Annotated in this window: 18 protein-coding genes and 1 tRNA gene; 12 read left to right on the forward strand and 7 right to left on the reverse strand. The window is 60.5% G+C overall.

Annotated elements, in window-relative coordinates:
* Nucleotides 1-21 precede the first annotated feature (21 nt).
* The 7 genes from AB8A50_RS01170 (at nt 22) to AB8A50_RS01200 (ending at nt 5,590) form a co-directional block, all read left to right on the forward strand.
* Entirely contained in the window at nt 22-1,023 is a 1,002-nt protein-coding gene (locus tag AB8A50_RS01170; protein ID WP_309946505.1) for a TRAP transporter substrate-binding protein, read from the forward strand.
* Nucleotides 1,024-1,197: 174 nt separating this feature from the next.
* Nucleotides 1,198-1,809: a TRAP transporter small permease gene (locus AB8A50_RS01175; protein ID WP_439076467.1), complete on the forward strand. Its 612-nt coding sequence runs from the start codon at nt 1,198-1,200 to the stop codon at nt 1,807-1,809.
* Nucleotides 1,806-3,131, forward strand: a complete 1,326-nt coding sequence (locus AB8A50_RS01180) for a TRAP transporter large permease (protein WP_093760320.1) — start codon at nt 1,806-1,808, stop codon at nt 3,129-3,131. The genes AB8A50_RS01175 and AB8A50_RS01180 overlap by 4 nt, the downstream gene beginning before the upstream one ends.
* A 137-nt stretch (nt 3,132-3,268) precedes the next feature.
* Nucleotides 3,269-3,922 carry a Spy/CpxP family protein refolding chaperone gene (locus AB8A50_RS01185; RefSeq protein ID WP_439076468.1) on the forward strand — a complete coding sequence of 218 codons (654 nt, stop codon included), beginning with the start codon at nt 3,269-3,271 and terminating at the stop codon, nt 3,920-3,922.
* Between the two features lie 173 nt (nt 3,923-4,095).
* Nucleotides 4,096-4,171 (forward strand) — tRNA-Lys (locus tag AB8A50_RS01190).
* Between the two features lie 386 nt (nt 4,172-4,557).
* Complete coding sequence (locus AB8A50_RS01195; RefSeq protein ID WP_093760270.1) at nt 4,558-4,833, forward strand: hypothetical protein; 276 nt, start codon at nt 4,558-4,560, stop codon at nt 4,831-4,833.
* Between the two features lie 388 nt (nt 4,834-5,221).
* Nucleotides 5,222-5,590 carry a hypothetical protein gene (locus AB8A50_RS01200; protein WP_439076469.1) on the forward strand — a complete coding sequence of 123 codons (369 nt, stop codon included), beginning with the start codon at nt 5,222-5,224 and terminating at the stop codon, nt 5,588-5,590.
* Nucleotides 5,591-5,681: 91 nt separating this feature from the next.
* Here AB8A50_RS01200 and AB8A50_RS01205 read toward each other — a convergent pair whose 3' ends face one another.
* Nucleotides 5,682-6,101 (reverse strand): hypothetical protein, encoded by a 420-nt coding sequence (locus AB8A50_RS01205; RefSeq protein ID WP_231077534.1) that lies wholly within the window; start codon nt 6,099-6,101, stop codon nt 5,682-5,684.
* A gap of 129 nt (nt 6,102-6,230) precedes the next feature.
* Nucleotides 6,231-6,521, reverse strand: coding sequence for an SDR family NAD(P)-dependent oxidoreductase (locus AB8A50_RS01210; RefSeq protein ID WP_439076470.1), 291 nt, complete (start codon nt 6,519-6,521; stop codon nt 6,231-6,233).
* Here AB8A50_RS01210 and AB8A50_RS01215 point away from each other — a divergent pair.
* The gene (locus AB8A50_RS01215) at nt 6,520-6,876 is read left to right on the forward strand and encodes a hypothetical protein (protein ID WP_439076471.1); all 357 of its coding nucleotides are present in this window, start codon (nt 6,520-6,522) and stop codon (nt 6,874-6,876) included. The genes AB8A50_RS01210 and AB8A50_RS01215 overlap by 2 nt on opposite strands.
* 71 nt (nt 6,877-6,947) lie before the next feature.
* Here the strand turns inward: AB8A50_RS01215 and cysK are convergent, their stop codons facing one another.
* Nucleotides 6,948-8,003 carry a cysteine synthase A gene (gene cysK / locus AB8A50_RS01220; protein WP_439076472.1) on the reverse strand — a complete coding sequence of 352 codons (1,056 nt, stop codon included), beginning with the start codon at nt 8,001-8,003 and terminating at the stop codon, nt 6,948-6,950.
* 265 nt (nt 8,004-8,268) lie between these two features.
* Here cysK and AB8A50_RS01225 point away from each other — a divergent pair, with 265 nt between their 5' ends.
* On the forward strand, nt 8,269-10,050 hold the full coding sequence (locus AB8A50_RS01225; protein ID WP_439076473.1) for an adenylate/guanylate cyclase domain-containing protein: 1,782 nt from the start codon (nt 8,269-8,271) through the stop codon (nt 10,048-10,050).
* 164 nt (nt 10,051-10,214) lie between these two features.
* Here AB8A50_RS01225 and AB8A50_RS01230 read toward each other — a convergent pair whose 3' ends face one another.
* Nucleotides 10,215-10,397, reverse strand: coding sequence for a hypothetical protein (locus tag AB8A50_RS01230; RefSeq protein ID WP_093760244.1), 183 nt, complete (start codon nt 10,395-10,397; stop codon nt 10,215-10,217).
* A gap of 319 nt (nt 10,398-10,716) precedes the next feature.
* Here AB8A50_RS01230 and AB8A50_RS01235 point away from each other — a divergent pair, with 319 nt between their 5' ends.
* The 3 genes from AB8A50_RS01235 to AB8A50_RS01245 all read left to right on the forward strand — a co-directional run bounded on the left by AB8A50_RS01235 (nt 10,717) and on the right by AB8A50_RS01245 (nt 12,655).
* Nucleotides 10,717-11,088, forward strand: a complete 372-nt coding sequence (locus AB8A50_RS01235) for a hypothetical protein (RefSeq protein WP_439076474.1) — start codon at nt 10,717-10,719, stop codon at nt 11,086-11,088.
* Nucleotides 11,089-11,180: 92 nt separating this feature from the next.
* Complete coding sequence (locus tag AB8A50_RS01240) at nt 11,181-11,831, forward strand: glutathione S-transferase family protein (protein WP_439076475.1); 651 nt, start codon at nt 11,181-11,183, stop codon at nt 11,829-11,831.
* Nucleotides 11,832-11,875: 44 nt separating this feature from the next.
* The gene (locus AB8A50_RS01245; RefSeq protein WP_439076476.1) at nt 11,876-12,655 is read left to right on the forward strand and encodes an enoyl-CoA hydratase/isomerase family protein; all 780 of its coding nucleotides are present in this window, start codon (nt 11,876-11,878) and stop codon (nt 12,653-12,655) included.
* A 6-nt stretch (nt 12,656-12,661) separates the two neighbouring features.
* Here the strand turns inward: AB8A50_RS01245 and AB8A50_RS01250 are convergent, their stop codons facing one another.
* The 3 genes from AB8A50_RS01250 to AB8A50_RS01260 are packed head-to-tail and all read right to left on the reverse strand — an operon-like array spanning nt 12,662 to nt 17,048.
* Nucleotides 12,662-13,627 (reverse strand): metallophosphoesterase, encoded by a 966-nt coding sequence (locus AB8A50_RS01250; RefSeq protein WP_439076477.1) that lies wholly within the window; start codon nt 13,625-13,627, stop codon nt 12,662-12,664.
* 7 nt (nt 13,628-13,634) lie between these two features.
* A complete protein-coding gene (locus tag AB8A50_RS01255) occupies nt 13,635-14,066 on the reverse strand; it encodes a GlcG/HbpS family heme-binding protein (RefSeq protein WP_309946411.1) in 432 nt (143 codons plus the stop codon).
* A 12-nt stretch (nt 14,067-14,078) separates the two neighbouring features.
* A complete protein-coding gene (locus AB8A50_RS01260; RefSeq protein WP_439076478.1) occupies nt 14,079-17,048 on the reverse strand; it encodes an FAD-binding and (Fe-S)-binding domain-containing protein in 2,970 nt (989 codons plus the stop codon).
* Nucleotides 17,049-17,098 lie beyond the last annotated feature (50 nt).

Below are 17,098 nucleotides of genomic sequence, written 5' to 3' on the forward strand. Positions count from 1 at the left end.
ATGGCCAACAGGGAGAACATCATGCGCAAGTTTATTTTAGCCGCAGCGTCGATCGCAGCGCTCGCGCTGGCCGGGCCGGCCTCCGCTCAATCGCCCATCGTCATCAAATTCAGCCACGTCGTCGCGCCGAACACGCCGAAGGGCCAGGGCGCGGAGAAGTTCAAGGAACTCGCCGAGAAATACACCAATGGCAAGGTGAAGGTTGAGGTCTATCCGAACTCGCAGCTCTACAAGGACAAGGAAGAGGTCGAGGCGCTGCAGCTCGGCGCCGTACAGATGCTGGCGCCGTCGCTCGCCAAGTTCGGCCCGCTCGGCGTCAAGGAATTCGAGGTGTTCGACCTGCCTTACATCCTGCCGGACAAGGCGGCGCTGACCCGCATCACCACCGGGCCGATCGGCAAGGGCCTGCTGGCGAAGCTCGAGCCCAAGGGCATCAAGGGTCTCGCTTACTGGGACAACGGCTTCAAGATCATGACCTCGAACAAGCCGATGCATAAGGTCGCCGACTTCCAGGGCATGAAGCTGCGCATCCAGTCGTCGAAGGTGCTGGAAGCCCAGATGCGCGCGCTCGGCGCCATCCCGCAGGTGCTGGCCTTCTCGGAAGTGTATCAGGCGATGCAGACCGGCGTCGTCGACGGCAACGAGAACACACCGTCCAACGTCTATACGCAGAAGATGCATGAAGTGCAGAAGCACATAACACTCTCGAACCACGGCTATATCGGCTACGCCGTGATCGTGAACAAGAAGTTCTGGGACGGTCTGCCGGCCGACGTGAAGCCGCAGGTCGAGAAGGCGATGGATGATGCCACAGCCTATGCCAACGGCCTGTCGCAGACGGAAAACGACGACGCCATCGTCGCGATGAAGAAGGCCGGTACCACCACCTTCTACGAGCTGAAGCCAGAAGAGCGCGCCGAATGGATGAAGGCGCTGGAGCCGGTGACCGCTGACATGGCGTCGCGCGTCGGCAAGGATCTGATTGCGGCGTTCCAGAAAGAAGCCAACGCCAAGACCAATTGAGGCTTGTCGTAAGGAACTAACGGTTCGTCATTGCGAGCGCAGCGAAGCAATCCAGAAGCCACAAGCGAAGTCTGGATTGCTTCGTCGCAAATGCTCCTCGCAATGACGGAGTGAAAAGCACGGAGCAGCGCGATTACGGTCCAGGCCGATACTCGCCGCGGGTGGGGGACGATCTTGAAATTTCTATTACGCATCCTCGATCGTCTCGAGGAAACCCTGATCGCGACGCTGATCGGCGCCGCGACGGTGGTGATCTTTGTCGCCGTGGCGCATCGCTACACCACCGATTTCGTGGTGTCGTATCGCAATCTGCCCGGCGCGATGGCGGCCTATAAGTTTCTCGCCGGCATCCATCTGTCCTGGGCGCAAGAACTTTGCATCTACATGTTCGTGTGGATGGCGAAGTTCGGCGCGGCCTACGGCGTGCGCACCGGCATCCATGTCGGCGTCGATGTGCTGGTGCTGCAACTGCCGCCGAAATGGCGCAAGGGCACCATCCTGTTCGGGCTTCTGTGCGGCGCGCTGTTCACCGGCATCATCGGCACCATGGGCGCGAGCTTCGTGATGGGTCTGTCGCAGACCGACCAGACATCGCCCGATCTCGAGCTGCCGAGCTGGATCGTCTATCTCTGCATTCCGCTCGGTTCCTATCTGATGTGCTTCCGCTTCCTGCAGGTCGCCTACAGCTATTTCCGTTTCGACGATCTGCCGCATCATGATCACAGCCATGTGGAGGGTATCGACGTCGACACGGCGGTTGGTCCGACGCCGGAGGGCGCCCGATGACCACGCTCATCATTTTCGCGCTGCTCATTGCGCTGATGCTCACCGGCATGCCGATCTCGATCGCGCTCGGCCTGACGGTGCTCACCTTCCTGTTCTTCCTGACCCAGGTGCCGATCGAGGCGGTGGCGCTGAAACTGTTCACCGGCATCGAGAATTTCGAGATCATGGCGATCCCGTTCTTCATCCTTGCGGGCAATTTCCTGACCCATGGCGGCGTCGCCCGACGCATGATCAATTTCGCGACCTCGATGGTCGGGCACTGGTATGGCGGTCTCGGCCTCGCCGGCGTGATGGCCTGCGCGCTGTTCGCGGCGATCTCCGGCTCGTCACCGGCGACCGTGATTGCGATCGGCTCGATCCTGCTGCCCGCCATGGTCGCGCAGGGCTTTCCGAAGCGGTTCGGCGCCGGCGTCATCACGACGTCGGGCGCACTCGGCATCCTGATCCCGCCATCGATCGTGATGGTGATCTATGCGGTGGCGACCGGTGGCAGCGTCGCGCTCGGGCCAGACGGCGCGCGCGTCACCTCGGCCTCCGTCGGCCAGTTGTTCATCGCCGGCGTCATTCCCGGCCTGATGCTGGCGACGCTGCTCGGCGCCACCACGGTGTATCGCGCCTGGAAGTTCGATTATCCGCGGCTGCCGCGGGCGTCATGGGGCGAGCGCTTCAAGGCGTTCCGCGAGTGCATCTGGGGCCTGCTGCTGATCTTCCTCGTGCTCGGCGGCATCTATCGCGGCTGGTTCACGCCGACGGAAGCCGCGGCGGTCAGCGCCGTCTATGCCTTCATCATCGCGGTGTTCGTCTACAAGGACATGGGCCTGAAGGACGTGCCGCGGGTGCTGCTCGGCTCAGCCAGCATGAGCGCGATGATCCTCTACATCATCACCAATGCGGTGCTGTTCTCGTTCCTGATGACCTCGGAGCAGATTCCACAGCAGCTCACCGCCTGGATCGTCGACATGGGCGTCAACTGGTGGACGTTCCTGATTTTCGTCAACATCCTGCTGCTGGTCGCCGGCAATGTGATGGAGGCGTCGTCGATCGTACTGATCACCGCGCCGATCCTGTTTCCGATCGCGGTCAAGCTCGGCGTGCATCCGGTGCATCTCGGCATCCTGATGGTGGTCAATATGGAGGTCGGCATGTGCCATCCTCCAGTGGGCCTCAATCTCTATGTGGCGTCGGGCATCGCCAAGATGGGCATCACGGAACTCACCATCGCGGTGTGGCCGTGGCTGCTGACCATGCTGATGTTCCTCGTTGCGGTGACCTTCATCCCGGAGATCTCGCTGTGGCTGCCGCGCGTTCTCGGGATGCTGTGACGAAAGATTCTGAAGTGTGTTCCATCGTGAATGCATATTCAGAAAACGAACACATCCAGAAAACACATGGCCAAAGCGTAAGTTGAAGGTCCGGCGGCGCAGGATCATCTTCAGGTAACTTTCCAAAGGAGGTTGCCATGAAGAAGATCTTGCTCGCCGGTGCCGCTGTTGCCGTGATCGCCGGTTCTACCGCGGTCTATGCCCAGCACCGTCCATGGATGCATCATCACGTCCGGATAAATCCGGAAGACCGCGCTGCCTTCGCCGATGCGCGCATCGCCGCGGTCAAGGCCGGGCTCAAGCTGACGCCGGACCAGGAGAAGATGTGGCCGGCGGTGGAGAGCGCGGTACGCGATTTCGCTAAGCTGCGCATCGACCGCGCCAATGCGCGCATGGACGAGCGCAAGAATCGCGACGACGACGCGAAGCGGACCGACACGCCGGACAATCCGGTCGCACGCCTGCAGCAGCGCGCCGGCGACATGGCCACCACGGCCGCCGCGCTGAAGAAGATCGCCGACGCCGCCGACCCGCTCTACAAGACCCTCGATGACGGGCAGAAGCGGCGACTGGCAGTGCTGACCCATATGGACCGCGGCCTCGGCGGCGGGGAGGGCGGCTGGCGTCACCGTGGCCCGCGACCCGGCTTCGAGCGCGGCAGCTTCGAAGGCGAGGGATTCGGCCCTCCCGGCTTCGATCGCCCGCGTTTCGGCGATGACGACGATCGCGGTCCCGGTGGCCCCGGCGACAGATTCGAGCGCAACCCCGCACCGGGCGCCGAACGGCTCTGATCCGGAGCAGTTTTCCACGGTCGCAATGACGAAGAAGCCGCTGAAATCCAGCGGCTTTTTCGCATTTTTGCGATTGCGAAAAACGGTGCAATTTTTGTGACAGCGTCGCTGGACATCCCCGGATCGCTTTGCTAAACGACGCCGTCCCCACGGGGATATCCGGATCTGGATCCGGGCGCATAGCTCAGTTGGTAGAGCAGGTGACTCTTAATCACCGGGTCCTAGGTTCGAGCCCTAGTGCGCCCACCAAAAAATCTCAACAAATCAGATTGTTAGAATTTCGGTGGTCAGTCGTTCCGACCGGACGTCATCCGTCATTCTGACGTGGCACCTGCTTTTGGTCTTTCGCTGAGCCATCCATCAGCCAGACGGCCAAGCCACGAAGGCCCAAAACGTCGAAAACCCGTTGAACCTCCTCCGCGCGCTGTAGCGACCTTTCCGGAGGTCTTTGCGAACCCGAGCGAAAACGCGGACCGAATTTTTCTATTGGTCCCGAGCCCTCTGTGGGAGGTGGCCAGGTGGAACCGCCGGGATGCGTGCACGTTCCTACATCTGGAGAAACAGCATTCTGGTGCCGTCGTGCGGCGCGCTTTGCATTCAAGTCCAATCAGCAAGCAGCAAATGGGAGTTCGTCGATGCTCAGCGCCTTCATCAACGGAAAAGATATCAAAACTGGTACCGTGATTTCTGTCGTCGCCAAATCGGTGGCGCCGGGAGAAACGCTTGCGCTCGAATACCCAAACAAAAGTCGGGTGTCAGGTAAGGTGATCTCAGCTTCGCACAGCGAGCTCGAATTGGAGATCAATTCGGAGGCCTGGCGACTGCGTCCACACGCCCCGAGCGACAGCACCATCCACAATGACCTGTCCGATAAAGATGCATCATTCTGGACGGTCCAGGCGAAGCTCTAGACTATTCGTCCTGGCCGGTTTGCGACCTCAGTGGCCTGGTTTGAAATGGCAGCGGTCTGATCTGGTGACTGCCTAGGAATGGCCGTCGGAGCCGTGATGAGTTCCGTCTCCGCTTGTCCACGGCTCGGAGTCGTCATCATTTGGTTTTGTCTTCGTACCCTGACGAAACGCAAAGCCGAGAAACCCAACCAGGAGGACCAGCGCGAGAAGCGGCCCTAACCAGTTCGGCATAACTTACTCCTCCGTAAGGCCGCCTCAGTGGGCGGCTCATTCATTTTGGCGACCTAGAGGCGGATCGATGGATAGTCTCGAAGCCCACGCGCGGTTCGTTTAGGATCTTCGCCAGAGGATCGTGTTTCGGAGGCGTCCGAGGGGATGCCGTCGGTTTGTGCCGGCGCTCGGCGACCATGGCGCGCTCGGCATTGGCCGCGCGCGAACCGTGCTCTTCAACAAAGCCGATCCTGGGTTCGTCGAGCAGCTTGGACTGCCATGCTTTTGTGTTCGTCATTCTGGCATTCTAGCCGATGGCGTGCGTCCGCAAAAGCCCGCGGGCGAGGGCGGGTGGAGACCGCACGCGCAACGCCGCCCCGAGCGGAGTATGATCGCCCCGGCGACGTTGGCTAAACACTGGGCCCTGAAATCCCCAGCACAAATTGGTACGATGGACGTGGCTGAAAGGTTCAAGGGAGCCAAAGAAAAAAACGCCCGCGGGTATCGAGCGGGTTATGGCGGTCTGCGGTTCGGCGATATGCCGTGAGACGTCGAGCATAGCCAAGACCCTGCCAATGCAATGAAAACCCGCCGAGCTGCGCCGGCGGGTTTCTTCTGCCTACTGGCGATACGGCTCGTCAGGGAGTGGTCCGAGCGGCCCGCGGCGTCGCTGCAGGCGCAGCGGTCCTGGTTTTCTGGATTGCCTGGCTGACCGGTAATTGCAGCACGATTGCCTTCTGCCCGGGCCTCAGGTCGGTGACGAGAACAATCCTGCCATTTGAGAATTCCAGCGCGTCGTGGTGATTGTGATACTGGCCCATGTCAATTTGACGAAACCGGGCTAGTCGATCGTTGACGTTGCGGCGAAACACCCATCCATCGACTCGGACGTTTTCTTCAAAAGCGATCTCGGTGCCAGGGCGAAGGCATACCGCAACGTTTGGATCGTCGAAGCTTGCGAACCCTTTGGTCGTCGTCGAAGGAAATCTTGCCGATACCAACCTATCCGCCACCTCTGCGGGACGGTTGGCGACCGCGTGCAGGCTGTAATCACACATGGATGCGCTCCTATGGACGGCCACCCAGCAAATGCTGCAACATCCGTGAACCCCGTTGGTTGCAGCGCGGGGCAAAAAAAGCTGCCGGCCCAGGCGTCACCGCATTCTGACCGCGCCAAAATCCCAAGCCTAACGTCCAGATGGGCGCGTCCAGGATCGCTTCGATGTCCGATTCTGGTCCCAGTGTTCGGGCGTGGTCTCCTCGATGGTCGCGAGACGCAGGATGCCGGCATTGTTGACGAGAACATCGACATGGCCGAGACCCGCGACCGCTTCCGCAACCGAGCGCTGGCAATCCTCGAGCTTGCTGACATCCGCCAACACAGGAATGCACTTGCCGCCGAGCTTCTTCACATCCGTGACAGTCTCCAGCAGCGTGCTCTCCTGCGCTGCGATGTCGAGTTGCGCGAAGACATCCATGCGGCACGGGCACAAGGTTATTCGTCAGTGCTGCATGGCGAATGGCGGGAAAGTATCGCCGCCTGCGCTTGCGCCATCGTTGGATGCTCGATCGGCTAATCTCGCAACGTCACGCAATGATTCTCGCGAGGCATTTGCGATAAATGATTTGATCCTCTGGAACGAGCTAACGCGCCGCGAACAGCGAATTATGAACAAGCTGTTCGGCGGCGGATCAGCCTATGGTGATGGTCCGATAGAAACAGTCAACCTCATGCGGCTCGATCTGATCACCGAAAGCGGATTAACCTCGGCCGGCCTCGAGTTATTCATTACTGCTTTCAAAGCGCAACGAGACGTCTGTCGGGCGAACTGATGGCGCGTAGAGCATCGCGTTCCGGTCCGGGCCTCATAACGTCGGATGTTCTTTTATTCGATCTTTGCAAATCAAGAGCCAGGCTTGAGCTGTCCGTTCGGCGTAGAGCGTGAGATATTAAGCTCTTCCTCGTTCATGTCTGCCGACACATCAGCGAAAAGGGGTGTGCTCAAATAGCGCTCGCCGGTATCGGGAAGCATGCAGAGAATATTTGCCCCTTTCTCTGCCTCGGCTGCAACCTTGAGTGCGCCCGCAAAGGTTGCGCCTGAGGTAATACCCACAAAGATGCCCTCTTTGGTAGCAAGATCCTTGCTGCAGCGAATGGCATCCGGACCGGAGATGGCTAAGATGCGATCGATGACCTTCATTGCGACGGCATCGTCGGTGAGTTTGGGGATGAAATCCGGCGTCCAGCCTTGCATCGGATGGGGCTTGAATGTCGGATGCGGGGCGGCCGGAGTTCCATCTGAGTTTCGCGACTGCGGGGTGCCACTCGCCAACAACTGCGCATCCTCTGGCTCGCAAACCACTATCTTCGTCTCGGGACGCTCCTCTGCAAGCACTCGCGCGACGCCCTTTAACGTTCCGCCCGTTCCATAGCCCGTGACCCAATAATCCAACCGTTCTCCGGAGAAATCGTCGAGTATCTCACGCGCTGTCGTACGCGAATGAATATCGGGATTGGCTTCATTCTCAAACTGCCTAGTCATGTACCAGCCATGCGCCCTGGCGAGCTCGATGGTCTTGTTGATCATGCCTACGGCGCGCTCAGCCGCGGGAGTTACGATGACCTTCGCTCCAAGGAACCGCATGAGCTTACGCCGCTCGACGCTAAATGGTTCTGCCATGGTGATCACAAGCGGGTATCCCTTGGCGGCGCAGACCATGGCAAGACCAATGCCCGTATTTCCACTTGTCGCCTCTATGACCGTCTGACCAGGCTTGAGCTCTCCGGATTTTTCGGCCGCCTCGATTACTCCGAGAGCCAATCGGTCCTTCACTGAACCAAGCGGGTTGAAGGCTTCAATTTTTACGAAGAGATTCACGCCTTCCGGCGCCAGACGATTGATCCGCACTACCGGCGTATTACCGATCGTTTCGACGATACTTTGATATTTCCGTCCCATGATGCATTTCCCGACATTGCGTTGTTTGCGACGAGTAATATCGCGGCTCCAATTGCCATGCATTGCGTCGAAGCTGCCCTCGGTTATTGGGGACAATCATTGGGCGCGCAAGAGTTAGCTTTCAGGGCGTACCCGACTTCACCGCCCGTCCTGATTGATCGTAGCGCGGCAAATGGACCTGTTTTGGACATTGTACCTAGCGGAACAGCCACCGCCTATGCTTTGGTAGAGGCAGATAGTTTTTCACCGAGCCAGGGAGCATTTTTTGCCCGGCGAGCGCGTGGAACGGCGACTGGCGGCTGTGCTGGCGGCGGATGTCGCCGGCTATAGCCGGTTGATGGGTCATGCCGAGGAGCGCACGCTTGCGGAGCTAAAGACGTTTCGAAAGACGCTTGTCGATCCCAGGATCGCCACGCACTGCGGTCGCATCGTCAAGACCACTGGCGATGGCATGCTGGTCGAATTCGCCAGTGCTGTCGATGCAGCGCGCTGTTCGGTGGAAATCCAGCGAGAGATGGCTCAACAAAACGCCGCCGTTCCGCCGGAACTCAGGATTGAATTTCGCATCGGCATACATGTTGGGGACATCATCATCGACGACAACGATATTTTCGGCGATGGTGTCAACATCGCAGCCCGTCTTGAGGGAATTGCCGAGCCAGGCGGCATCTGCATCTCCGATGATGCACACAGGCAAATTCGCGGCAAGCTCGACGTCGCCTTCGACGACATCGGCGAGCAGACTTTAAAGAATATTGCCGAGCCAATGCGCGTATGGCTCATACGGCTTGCCCGCGAGAGCGCTCCAACGATCCCGTCAAATTCGTCTGCGAAACAAGTTCGAGATCTAGCGCTACCTGACAAACCGTCCATCGTCGTCCTGCCGTTCGACAACATGTCCGCTGAGGCGGGGCAGGATTACCTTGCTGATGGTATCGTCGAGGCAATTACCGCAGCTCTTTCGTGCATTCGCTCTTTTTTCGTCATCGCCCGTAGCTCAGCGTTCACCTATAAGGGCCGCGCGATAAATGCGCGCAACGTTGGTAAGGAGTTGGGCGTTGCTTATTTGCTTGAGGGTAGCGTGCAGAAAGTCGGCAATCGCCTCCGCATTATCGTTCAGCTAATCGAAACCGAGGGAGGGGCACACGTTTGGAGCTCACGCTTTGACGGCGCAGTCGACGAGTTCTTTGACCTCGAAGACCGAATAACGGAGCAGGTGGCAGGCGCTCTACAGCCTTCCATCCGCATAGCCGAGATTGAGCGGTCGCGACGCAAACGGCCGCAAGACCTGAGCAGCTATGACTATACTATGAGAGCGATGCCTCATGTCTGGGCGTTGGAGAAGGAAGAAAGCGCTAAAGCGATTGAACTCCTCGAAAAGGCGCTCGCGATTGATCCCGAATATCCCCTAGCTTTGTCGCTTGCTGGTTGGTGCCACGCCCAGCGCTCGGTCTATAACTGGGCGGACGACATCGTTGGAAGCCAGGCAATGGCGCGATCGCTCGCCGAGCGGGCAGCAGAGATGAGTGGCGATGACCCTATCATTCTGGCGGTACTCGGCGCAGTGCACACATTTGTACGCAACCATGGAACCGCGCGTATACTGCTTGAGCGAGCCGTCAGCCTCGACCCCAACGCTGCATGGGCCTGGAGTAGGCTCGGATGGCTGGAGAACTATGCCGATCAGCCTCAGAAGGCAATTGACAATTTCGAGCGCGCTCTGCGCCTGAGCCCGATTGATCCAATGAATTTCAACAACTATGTGGGAATAGCCTCTGCACATGAAGTAGCGCAAGAATACGACAAGGCTGCCGCGTTCTATCGGCGCGCCCTCGAAGAACGGCCAAACGCTAGTTGGATTTATCGCAATTTGGCGTCGGTCCTGTCGGGAGCCGGCCGGGTCGGCGAAGCTAGACAAGCATTCGAGGAGTTGATGCTTACTTACCCCGATCTGACGATTTCAAAATTCAAACAGGCAATGGTGTTTTCGCCTGCTGTTCTGAACCGTATGGCAGAAAACCTCCGAAAGCTCGGGTTGCCCGACTAGAACGACCGGAGAGAGCCGGCCGGCATCGATACCTTTCCGAGCACATCTCGATGAGTTGACTTCCGCTTGTGGCACTTTCGGATCTGAGGCGATGTCCGACCTGAGTCCGTTATCGGCACCTAAGCGGACGTCCGCCGTCCGCTCCAAGTTTATGTGTTCACGCCCTAGTGAGGCATCCACATCGTTGTCGCCTGATCGCTCGTCTCGTGTTGCTCAAGGCGATCGGCTTCCTGGCGGTATGCGTGCGATGCTTCGACAAGTCGCGTGACGGTGACGGCATCCAGAATGGTCTTTGCCAACCGTTCGGCGCGGGTCGCTTGTTCCCTGAGATACTGAACCCTGGTCATCTAGTGCCCTCACACTTGTCGATACAAGTTGAGTCAATTTCGATCGTTCCCAGCCTGTTCCCAGATTCTTAACGGATCGTAAGCGGTGTTGGAGTCGCAGTGAAGTTTGTCCAGGTTGTGGTAAACGCGGCGGCGTCAACCCTAACGCGCCCGTGCAAACGGGCATTCAGGTTAAGGCCGAACATTTCGCCTGAGGTGGTAGACATGTAAATCGCCTTCACCCTCGTTAGAATGCAGGCGTCGCCAAGCGGCTGGAGAAATTTCCGGCGTTCGACGGCTTCCGGGGGATTGGCGTGGTGGTGTTTACCCAATCACGCGTTTGCTGCTACGCGAACGGGCCAAGACCGGCCGCATCAAGGACTTCTATATGCGCCGGGCGCTGCGCATCTTCCCGGTCTATTACCTCAAGGTGCTCGTCTGCTACTTCATCTTCAGATTGGGTCCGGCGCATACGCTGAGCCTTCTGACCTACACGTTCAATTTCTATCATCCACTGCATGCGGTGCCGAACCCGCTGGAACACACCTGGTCATTGTCGGTGGAGGAGCTTTTCCGCTGGCCGCATCAGTTGCAACCGAGGCGCGAAGCCGTCGTGATCGGCCTCGGTGACGTGCGCGTGGTGATGGGTGTCGTCGGATCGGGAAGGGCGAAGCCGGTTTGCCGGGACCATGTAGCGAAGGGCAAGTCTTGACGAAGAAGGGCAAGACTTGACGAAGCGTCGCGGCTGCTTCTCATTGGCTGGCAGCACAGCGATAGTCCGTGCCTGCTTGGAGGTCTCGCCCGATGATCACGCTCTATCACTGCGCCCGCGCGCGCTCGTTCCGCCCGCTATGGACGCTTGAAGAGCTCGGGCTGCCCTATGAGCTGAAGATGCTGCCGTTCCCGCCGCGTGTCTTTGCCAAGGAATATCTCGGCATCAATCCGCTCGGCACCATCCCGCTGATGCTCGATGGCGAGATCCGGATGACGGAATCGGCGGCGATCGCGCAATATCTGGTGACCAAATACGGTCCGACGCCGCTGGCCGTCGGCATCGACGAGCCGGACTACGGCGCGTTCCTGAACTGGCTGCATTTCGGCGAGGCCACGCTGACCTTCCCGCAGGCGCTGGTGCTGCGTTATTCGAAGCTCGAGCCGGAGGAGCGCCGTCATCCGCAGGTGGTCGAGGATTATTCGAAGTTCTTTCTTGGACGGTTGCGTATGATCGAGACCATCACCGCCGGCAACGACTATGTCTGCGCCGGCCGTTTCACCGCCGCGGACATTTCCGTCGGCTATGCACTGCTGCTGGCCAATCGTCTCGGGCTTGCATCGCAATTCGGGCCGAGCGTCACAGCCTATTGGGCGCGATTGCAGCAGCGCGAGGGCTACCTGCGTGCGGTTGAGTCCGAGAACCGCGCCGGCGATGCGCTGGGTTTGGCGCGCCGCTTCTGAGCGGTTATACCAGCCGCATCAAGTTCAACCAAGCGAGCAGACCGATGGCCGATGATAGCGTAATCCTGGAGAAGAAGGGCGCCGCACTCTGGATTACCATCAACCGGCCGGAGAAGCGCAATGCCATGAATGGCGATGTCATCGCCGGCATCGCCGATGGCTATCGCACCGCCCACGAGGATGCGGGCGTACGGGTGATCGTTCTGACCGGCGCGGGCGAGAAGGCGTTCTGCGCCGGCGCCGATCTCGCCAATGCCGGCGCGGCCTTCTCGATGGATTTCTCCAAGCCCAATGGCGATCTCGCCGATCTCATGCGGCTGTCGCAAAACGCCACCAAGCCCGCCATTGCGCGCGTTAATGGCGTCTGCATGGCCGGTGGCATGGGGCTGCTGTGCATGACCGACATGGCGGTGGCCGCGGACAACGTGATCTTCGGTTTGCCCGAAGTGAAGGTCGGCGTATTTCCGATGCAGGTGCTGGCGCTGCTGCAGTCCATTGCGCCGCGTCGCCTGGTCAACGAATGGTGCATCACGGGCGAGCCGTTCGACGCGCAGACCGCGCTTGGCGCTGGCCTGTTGAATCACGTGGTGCCGGCGGCCGAGCTCGACAGCAAGGTCGACTGGCTGATCTCGCGCATCACCGACAAGTCGCCGACCGCGATCCGTCGCGGCAAATATGCGATGCGCGCCATCGCCGCGATGTCGTTCGACGAGAGTATTGCGTATACCGAAAGCCAGATCGCGATCCTGTCGATGACCGAGGATGCGAAGGAAGGCCTCAAGGCGTTTGGCGAGAAGCGCAAGCCGGTATGGCCGGGCAAATAGGGGGCTTCACGCCGTGCGTTTTAGCCGGTGCAGCGTCACTTCCGGAGGGCAATTCAGTCGCACCGGGAGCAGGCTGGTGCCGACGCCCACGGATGTATAGCCGGCCATGCCTTCATGGCGCCACGCGCCGTTCCCCATATGGCGCGGCAACACGGCCTCCAGCTTGATGGCGTAGCCGCCGGGCAGGCAGAGCTGGCCGCCATGGGTGTGGCCGCTCAGCATGAGGTCGAAATTGTGCTCGGCCGCCTCGGCATAGGTCTCCGGCGTGTGCGACAGCAGGATCGAGAAGGCGTCCATCGGAATTTGCGATGCAACCTTCGGGATGTCGTCGGCGAGATAGAAATGCGGATCGTCGACGCCGGCGAGATAGATGCTGTCATTGCCGCGGGTAATTACGTCGCATTCGTTGAACATCATGCGGATGCCCATTGATTCCAAAGCCGGCGTCATGCGGATACTGTCGTGATTGCCGAGAACGCCATAGACAGAATCGCGCAGCCTCGCGCGCAGTTCGCCGACACCTTCGGTGGCGCGCTGATACGGCCCATAGGTCTTGCCGCGATAGTCGCCGGTCAGCACACAGATGTCGTAATCGAGATCGCCGACGAAGGAGATCAGGTGGTGCAGCGCATCCTCGCTGAGATCGACGTGGAGATCGCTGATATGCAGGATCGTGAAGCCGTCGAACGCGGCGGGCAGGCGCGGTGAGGCGACGACATTCTCGCGGACCAACACGCGGTTGGCCTCGCGGCGGGCGCGGCCATAGAGGCCGGTGAGTTGCAGCGCGGTGCGGACGATCGGCGGCGCGGTAAGCCAGTTCTCCAGATTGAAGAACAGGCGGCCCTGGCCGAACAGCTGGTGATCGCGATGGGTCTCGATCTCCAGCCGGGCCTTGACATGCGCATCGCCGATGCGGTCGATCAGCGGGCGTAGCGCGCTGTCGTCGATCGGGGGATGCGGTGGCTGAGTCAACGTCGATCTAGCCGGTCGAGGCCTTGAGGCCGGCTGCCTCGATGCCCGCGACGGCTGCGATCTCGTCATTGTCCGATGTATCGCCGGAGATGCCGATCGCTCCGAGCAGGCTGCCCGATGCGTCATGAATGAGAACGCCGCCCGGCACCGGGATCAGCGCGCCGCGTGCCATGGTATTCACGGCATCGATGAAGAACGGCTGCTCTTCCGCACGCTTGAACAGCGCGCGTGAACCCAGACCCATCGCCAGCGCGCCATAGGCTTTGCCGTGAGCGACTTCGCCGCGCATCAGGCTGGTGCCATCCTGCGCGATGGTGGCCTTCACGCAGCCGCGAGCGTCGAGCACCGTAATGACCATGGGCTTGAGCTTCATCTCGATCACCTTGGCGAGAGCGCCATCGATGATCTTGCGGGCTGTATCGAGGGTGAGGTCGGCCATATCGGTTGTTTCCTAGTTGAGCGTGGAAGAATGGACGTTTGTTGTCGCGCCGTCGAGGCTCATGGTCAGCACGCGCGCGACATGCAGCGCATGGCGCGAGGCGCCGTCGGCGATCTGGTGCCGGCAGGATGTGCCGTCGGCGACGATCAGCGTATCGGCGTCGGCCTTGCGCACGGCGGGTAGCAAGGACGCTTCCGCCATCTGGATCGAGACGTCATAGGTGTCGGCGCCATAGCCAAACGCGCCCGCCATGCCGCAGCAACTGGATTCGATGGTCTCGACCTTGAGATCCGGGATCAGGCGCAAGGCCTGTTCGACCGGCTTGAACGCACCGAATGACTTTTGATGGCAGTGGCCATGCACCATGGCCTTCGGCGCGATCGGCTTCAGCGGCAATTGCAGCCGGCCGGCCTCGGCCTCGCGCACCAGGAGTTCTTCAAACAGCATGGCGTGCGCGCTGACGCTCCTGGCCGTATCGTCGGAACGTAGCGACAGCAATTCATCGCGTAGCGTCAGCAGGCAGCTCGGCTCAAGGCCGACAATCGGCACGCCGCGTGCCGCGAAGGGTGCATAGGTGGCGACGAGGCGATCCAGCTCAGCGCGCGCCTGATCGACCAGGCCGGCCGAGAGAAACGTACGGCCGCAGCAGAGTGCACGGCTGCTGCGATCCGCCGGCTTCGGCAGATGCACGCGGTAGCCACCGGCGGTGAGTACGCGGAGTGCGTCGTCGAGATTCTCGCGCTCATAGGCGCGGTTGAAAGTGTCGGCGAACAGCACGACCTCACGGCCATCGGCGGGGCCGACGGCTTCTGCGTCCCTGTGAAACACGTCGCTGCGCCATTCCGGCAGGCTGCGCTTGGCGCTGATGCCCGCATAGCGTTCCAGCAGGTTGCGCAGCAGCGGGCTCTTGTTGCGCAAATTCGCCAGCGGCGCGGCACGCGCGGCCAATGCCGCATAGCGCGGCAGATAGCCGACGAGGCGATCGCGCAACGTGAGACCATGTTTCGCGACGCGTGCGGCCTGCACCTCGATCTTCATCTTGGCCATATCGACGCCGGTCGGGCATTCGTGGCGGCAGGCCTTGCACGATACGCAAAGCTTCATCGTGTCGGCCATGGCATCCGACGTCAGCGCATCCGGGCCAAGCTGGCCGGAGATTGCCAGCCGCAGCGTGTTGGCGCGGCCGCGGGTGACGTCTTTCTCGTTGCGCGTCGCGCGATAGGACGGGCACATCACGCCGCCCTCTAACTTCCGGCATGTGCCATTGTTGTTGCACATCTCGATGGCGCCCTGAAAACCGCCGCCGGCGCCGGGCCATGCGGACCAGTCGAGCACGGTTTTCAATTCGCCGACGCGATAGTCAGGTGGATAACGAAAGAGGGAGCGATCATCCATCTTTGGCGGATCGACGATCTTGCCGGGATTGAGAACATTCTGCGGATCGAAGCGATGCTTCACTTCGGCAAAGTCGCTGATGATCCGATCGCCGAACATTTCGGCGTGGAATTCCGAACGCACGAGTCCGTCGCCGTGCTCGCCGGAATGCGAGCCCTTGTATTCCCTGACCATCGCGAAGGCTTCTTCAGCGATGGTGCGCATTGCCTTGACGTCCTTGTCGAGCTTCAGGTTCAGCACCGGGCGGACATGCAGGCAGCCTTCCGAGGCGTGGGCATACATGGTGCCGGTGGTGTCATGCTTCCTGAAGATCGCGGACAGGCGGTCGGTGTAATCAGCGAGATGCGGCAGCGGCACCGCGCAGTCCTCGATGAAGGAGACCGGCTTGCCGTCCTGCTTCATCGACATCATGACATTGAGGCCGGCCGCGCGAAACTCGGCGATGCCAGCCTGAAGCGCTGGCTCGGTGACGTCGACGACACCGCCCCATTTGCGCGGCGGGTTGTTCCAGCCAAAGCCGAGATCGCCCATCAATGCGCCCAGCTCTTTCAGCTTGGCGGCATTGGCGGCCTGATCCTCTTCTGCGAATTCGACGATCAGGAGTGCATCCGGATCTCCGCGCACCGCGCTCTTGATGATCGGCTGGAACATCGCGATGTCGCGGCCGAGTGCGATCATGGTGCGGTCGACCAGTTCGACGGCGATGGGCTTGAGCTTGACCAGATGCTGGGTCGCATCCATCGCTTCATAGAAGCTGCCGAAGTGACAGACGCCGAGCGCCTTGCTGCCGATGAGCGGCCACAGCTTGAGTTCGACCTGTGTGGTGAAGGCGAGGGTGCCTTCGGAGCCCACGAGGAGGTGCGCCATATTGTTGGCGGTGTTGCGCGGCGTCAGCGCATCGAGATTGTAGCCGCCGACACGGCGCTGCACCTGCGGGAAACGCTCCGCGATTTCGGTCGCTTCGCGCTCACCGAGCGCCAGCATGTCGCGAAACAAAGCAGGCGCATCGTCCCCGGAATTTACTTCGCCGAAATGCAGCAGATTGCCATCGGCCAGTGCAGCATCCATCGCGATAGTGTTGTCGCGCATGGTGCCGTAGCGCAGCGAGCGACCGCCGCATGAATTGTTGCCGGCCATGCCGCCGATGGTGGCGCGCGATGCGGTGGATACATCGACCGGAAACCACAGCCCGTGTTTCTTCAGCTGCCGGTTGAGATCGTCCAGCACGATCCCGGGCTCGACGATGCAGGTGCGGTTCTCGACGTCGAGCGAGAGGAGCTTGTTGAGATGTTTGGAGAGGTCGATGACGATGCCGTCATTGACGGTCTGTCCGCATTGCGAGGTGCCGCCGCCGCGCGGCGTAACGATGCGGCCATCGTCGCGGCAGATCGCCAGCGCGCGCAGCGCCTCGTCGATGGTGCGCGGAACGACCACACCGAACGGTACGATCTGGTAGAACGAGGCATCGGTGGCATAACGGCCGCGATTGAACGGGTCGAAGAACACGTCGCCGGAGACTTCACGCGCGAGCTTTGCCGCTAGCGCGCTGTCTGCAGCCGTGCTTCGAATGATTGCCGCCTTCGCCATGGATTCCCGCCTTGTCCCTCTATCGTCCTGTCTTGCATCCGGATTCCGGG

Origin of the sequence: Tardiphaga sp. 841_E9_N1_2, from assembly GCF_051811065.1 — a bacterium.
Lineage (GTDB): Bacteria > Pseudomonadota > Alphaproteobacteria > Rhizobiales > Xanthobacteraceae > Tardiphaga > Tardiphaga robiniae.

Coding starts and splice junctions, on each gene's coding strand:
- AB8A50_RS01170 (WP_309946505.1), top strand. CDS start 22: ATGCGCAAGTTTATTTTAGCCGCAGCGTCGATCGCAGCGCTCGCGCTG.
- AB8A50_RS01180 (WP_093760320.1), top strand. CDS start 1,806: ATGACCACGCTCATCATTTTCGCGCTGCTCATTGCGCTGATGCTCACC.
- AB8A50_RS01185 (WP_439076468.1), top strand. CDS start 3,269: ATGAAGAAGATCTTGCTCGCCGGTGCCGCTGTTGCCGTGATCGCCGGT.
- AB8A50_RS01195 (WP_093760270.1), top strand. CDS start 4,558: ATGCTCAGCGCCTTCATCAACGGAAAAGATATCAAAACTGGTACCGTG.
- AB8A50_RS01205 (WP_231077534.1), bottom strand. CDS start 6,101: ATGTGTGATTACAGCCTGCACGCGGTCGCCAACCGTCCCGCAGAGGTG.
- AB8A50_RS01215 (WP_439076471.1), top strand. CDS start 6,520: ATGCGGCACGGGCACAAGGTTATTCGTCAGTGCTGCATGGCGAATGGC.
- AB8A50_RS01210 (WP_439076470.1), bottom strand. CDS start 6,521: ATGGATGTCTTCGCGCAACTCGACATCGCAGCGCAGGAGAGCACGCTG.
- cysK (WP_439076472.1), bottom strand. CDS start 8,003: ATGGGACGGAAATATCAAAGTATCGTCGAAACGATCGGTAATACGCCG.
- AB8A50_RS01230 (WP_093760244.1), bottom strand. CDS start 10,397: ATGACCAGGGTTCAGTATCTCAGGGAACAAGCGACCCGCGCCGAACGG.
- AB8A50_RS01240 (WP_439076475.1), top strand. CDS start 11,181: ATGATCACGCTCTATCACTGCGCCCGCGCGCGCTCGTTCCGCCCGCTA.
- AB8A50_RS01245 (WP_439076476.1), top strand. CDS start 11,876: ATGGCCGATGATAGCGTAATCCTGGAGAAGAAGGGCGCCGCACTCTGG.
- AB8A50_RS01255 (WP_309946411.1), bottom strand. CDS start 14,066: ATGGCCGACCTCACCCTCGATACAGCCCGCAAGATCATCGATGGCGCT.
- AB8A50_RS01260 (WP_439076478.1), bottom strand. CDS start 17,048: ATGGCGAAGGCGGCAATCATTCGAAGCACGGCTGCAGACAGCGCGCTA.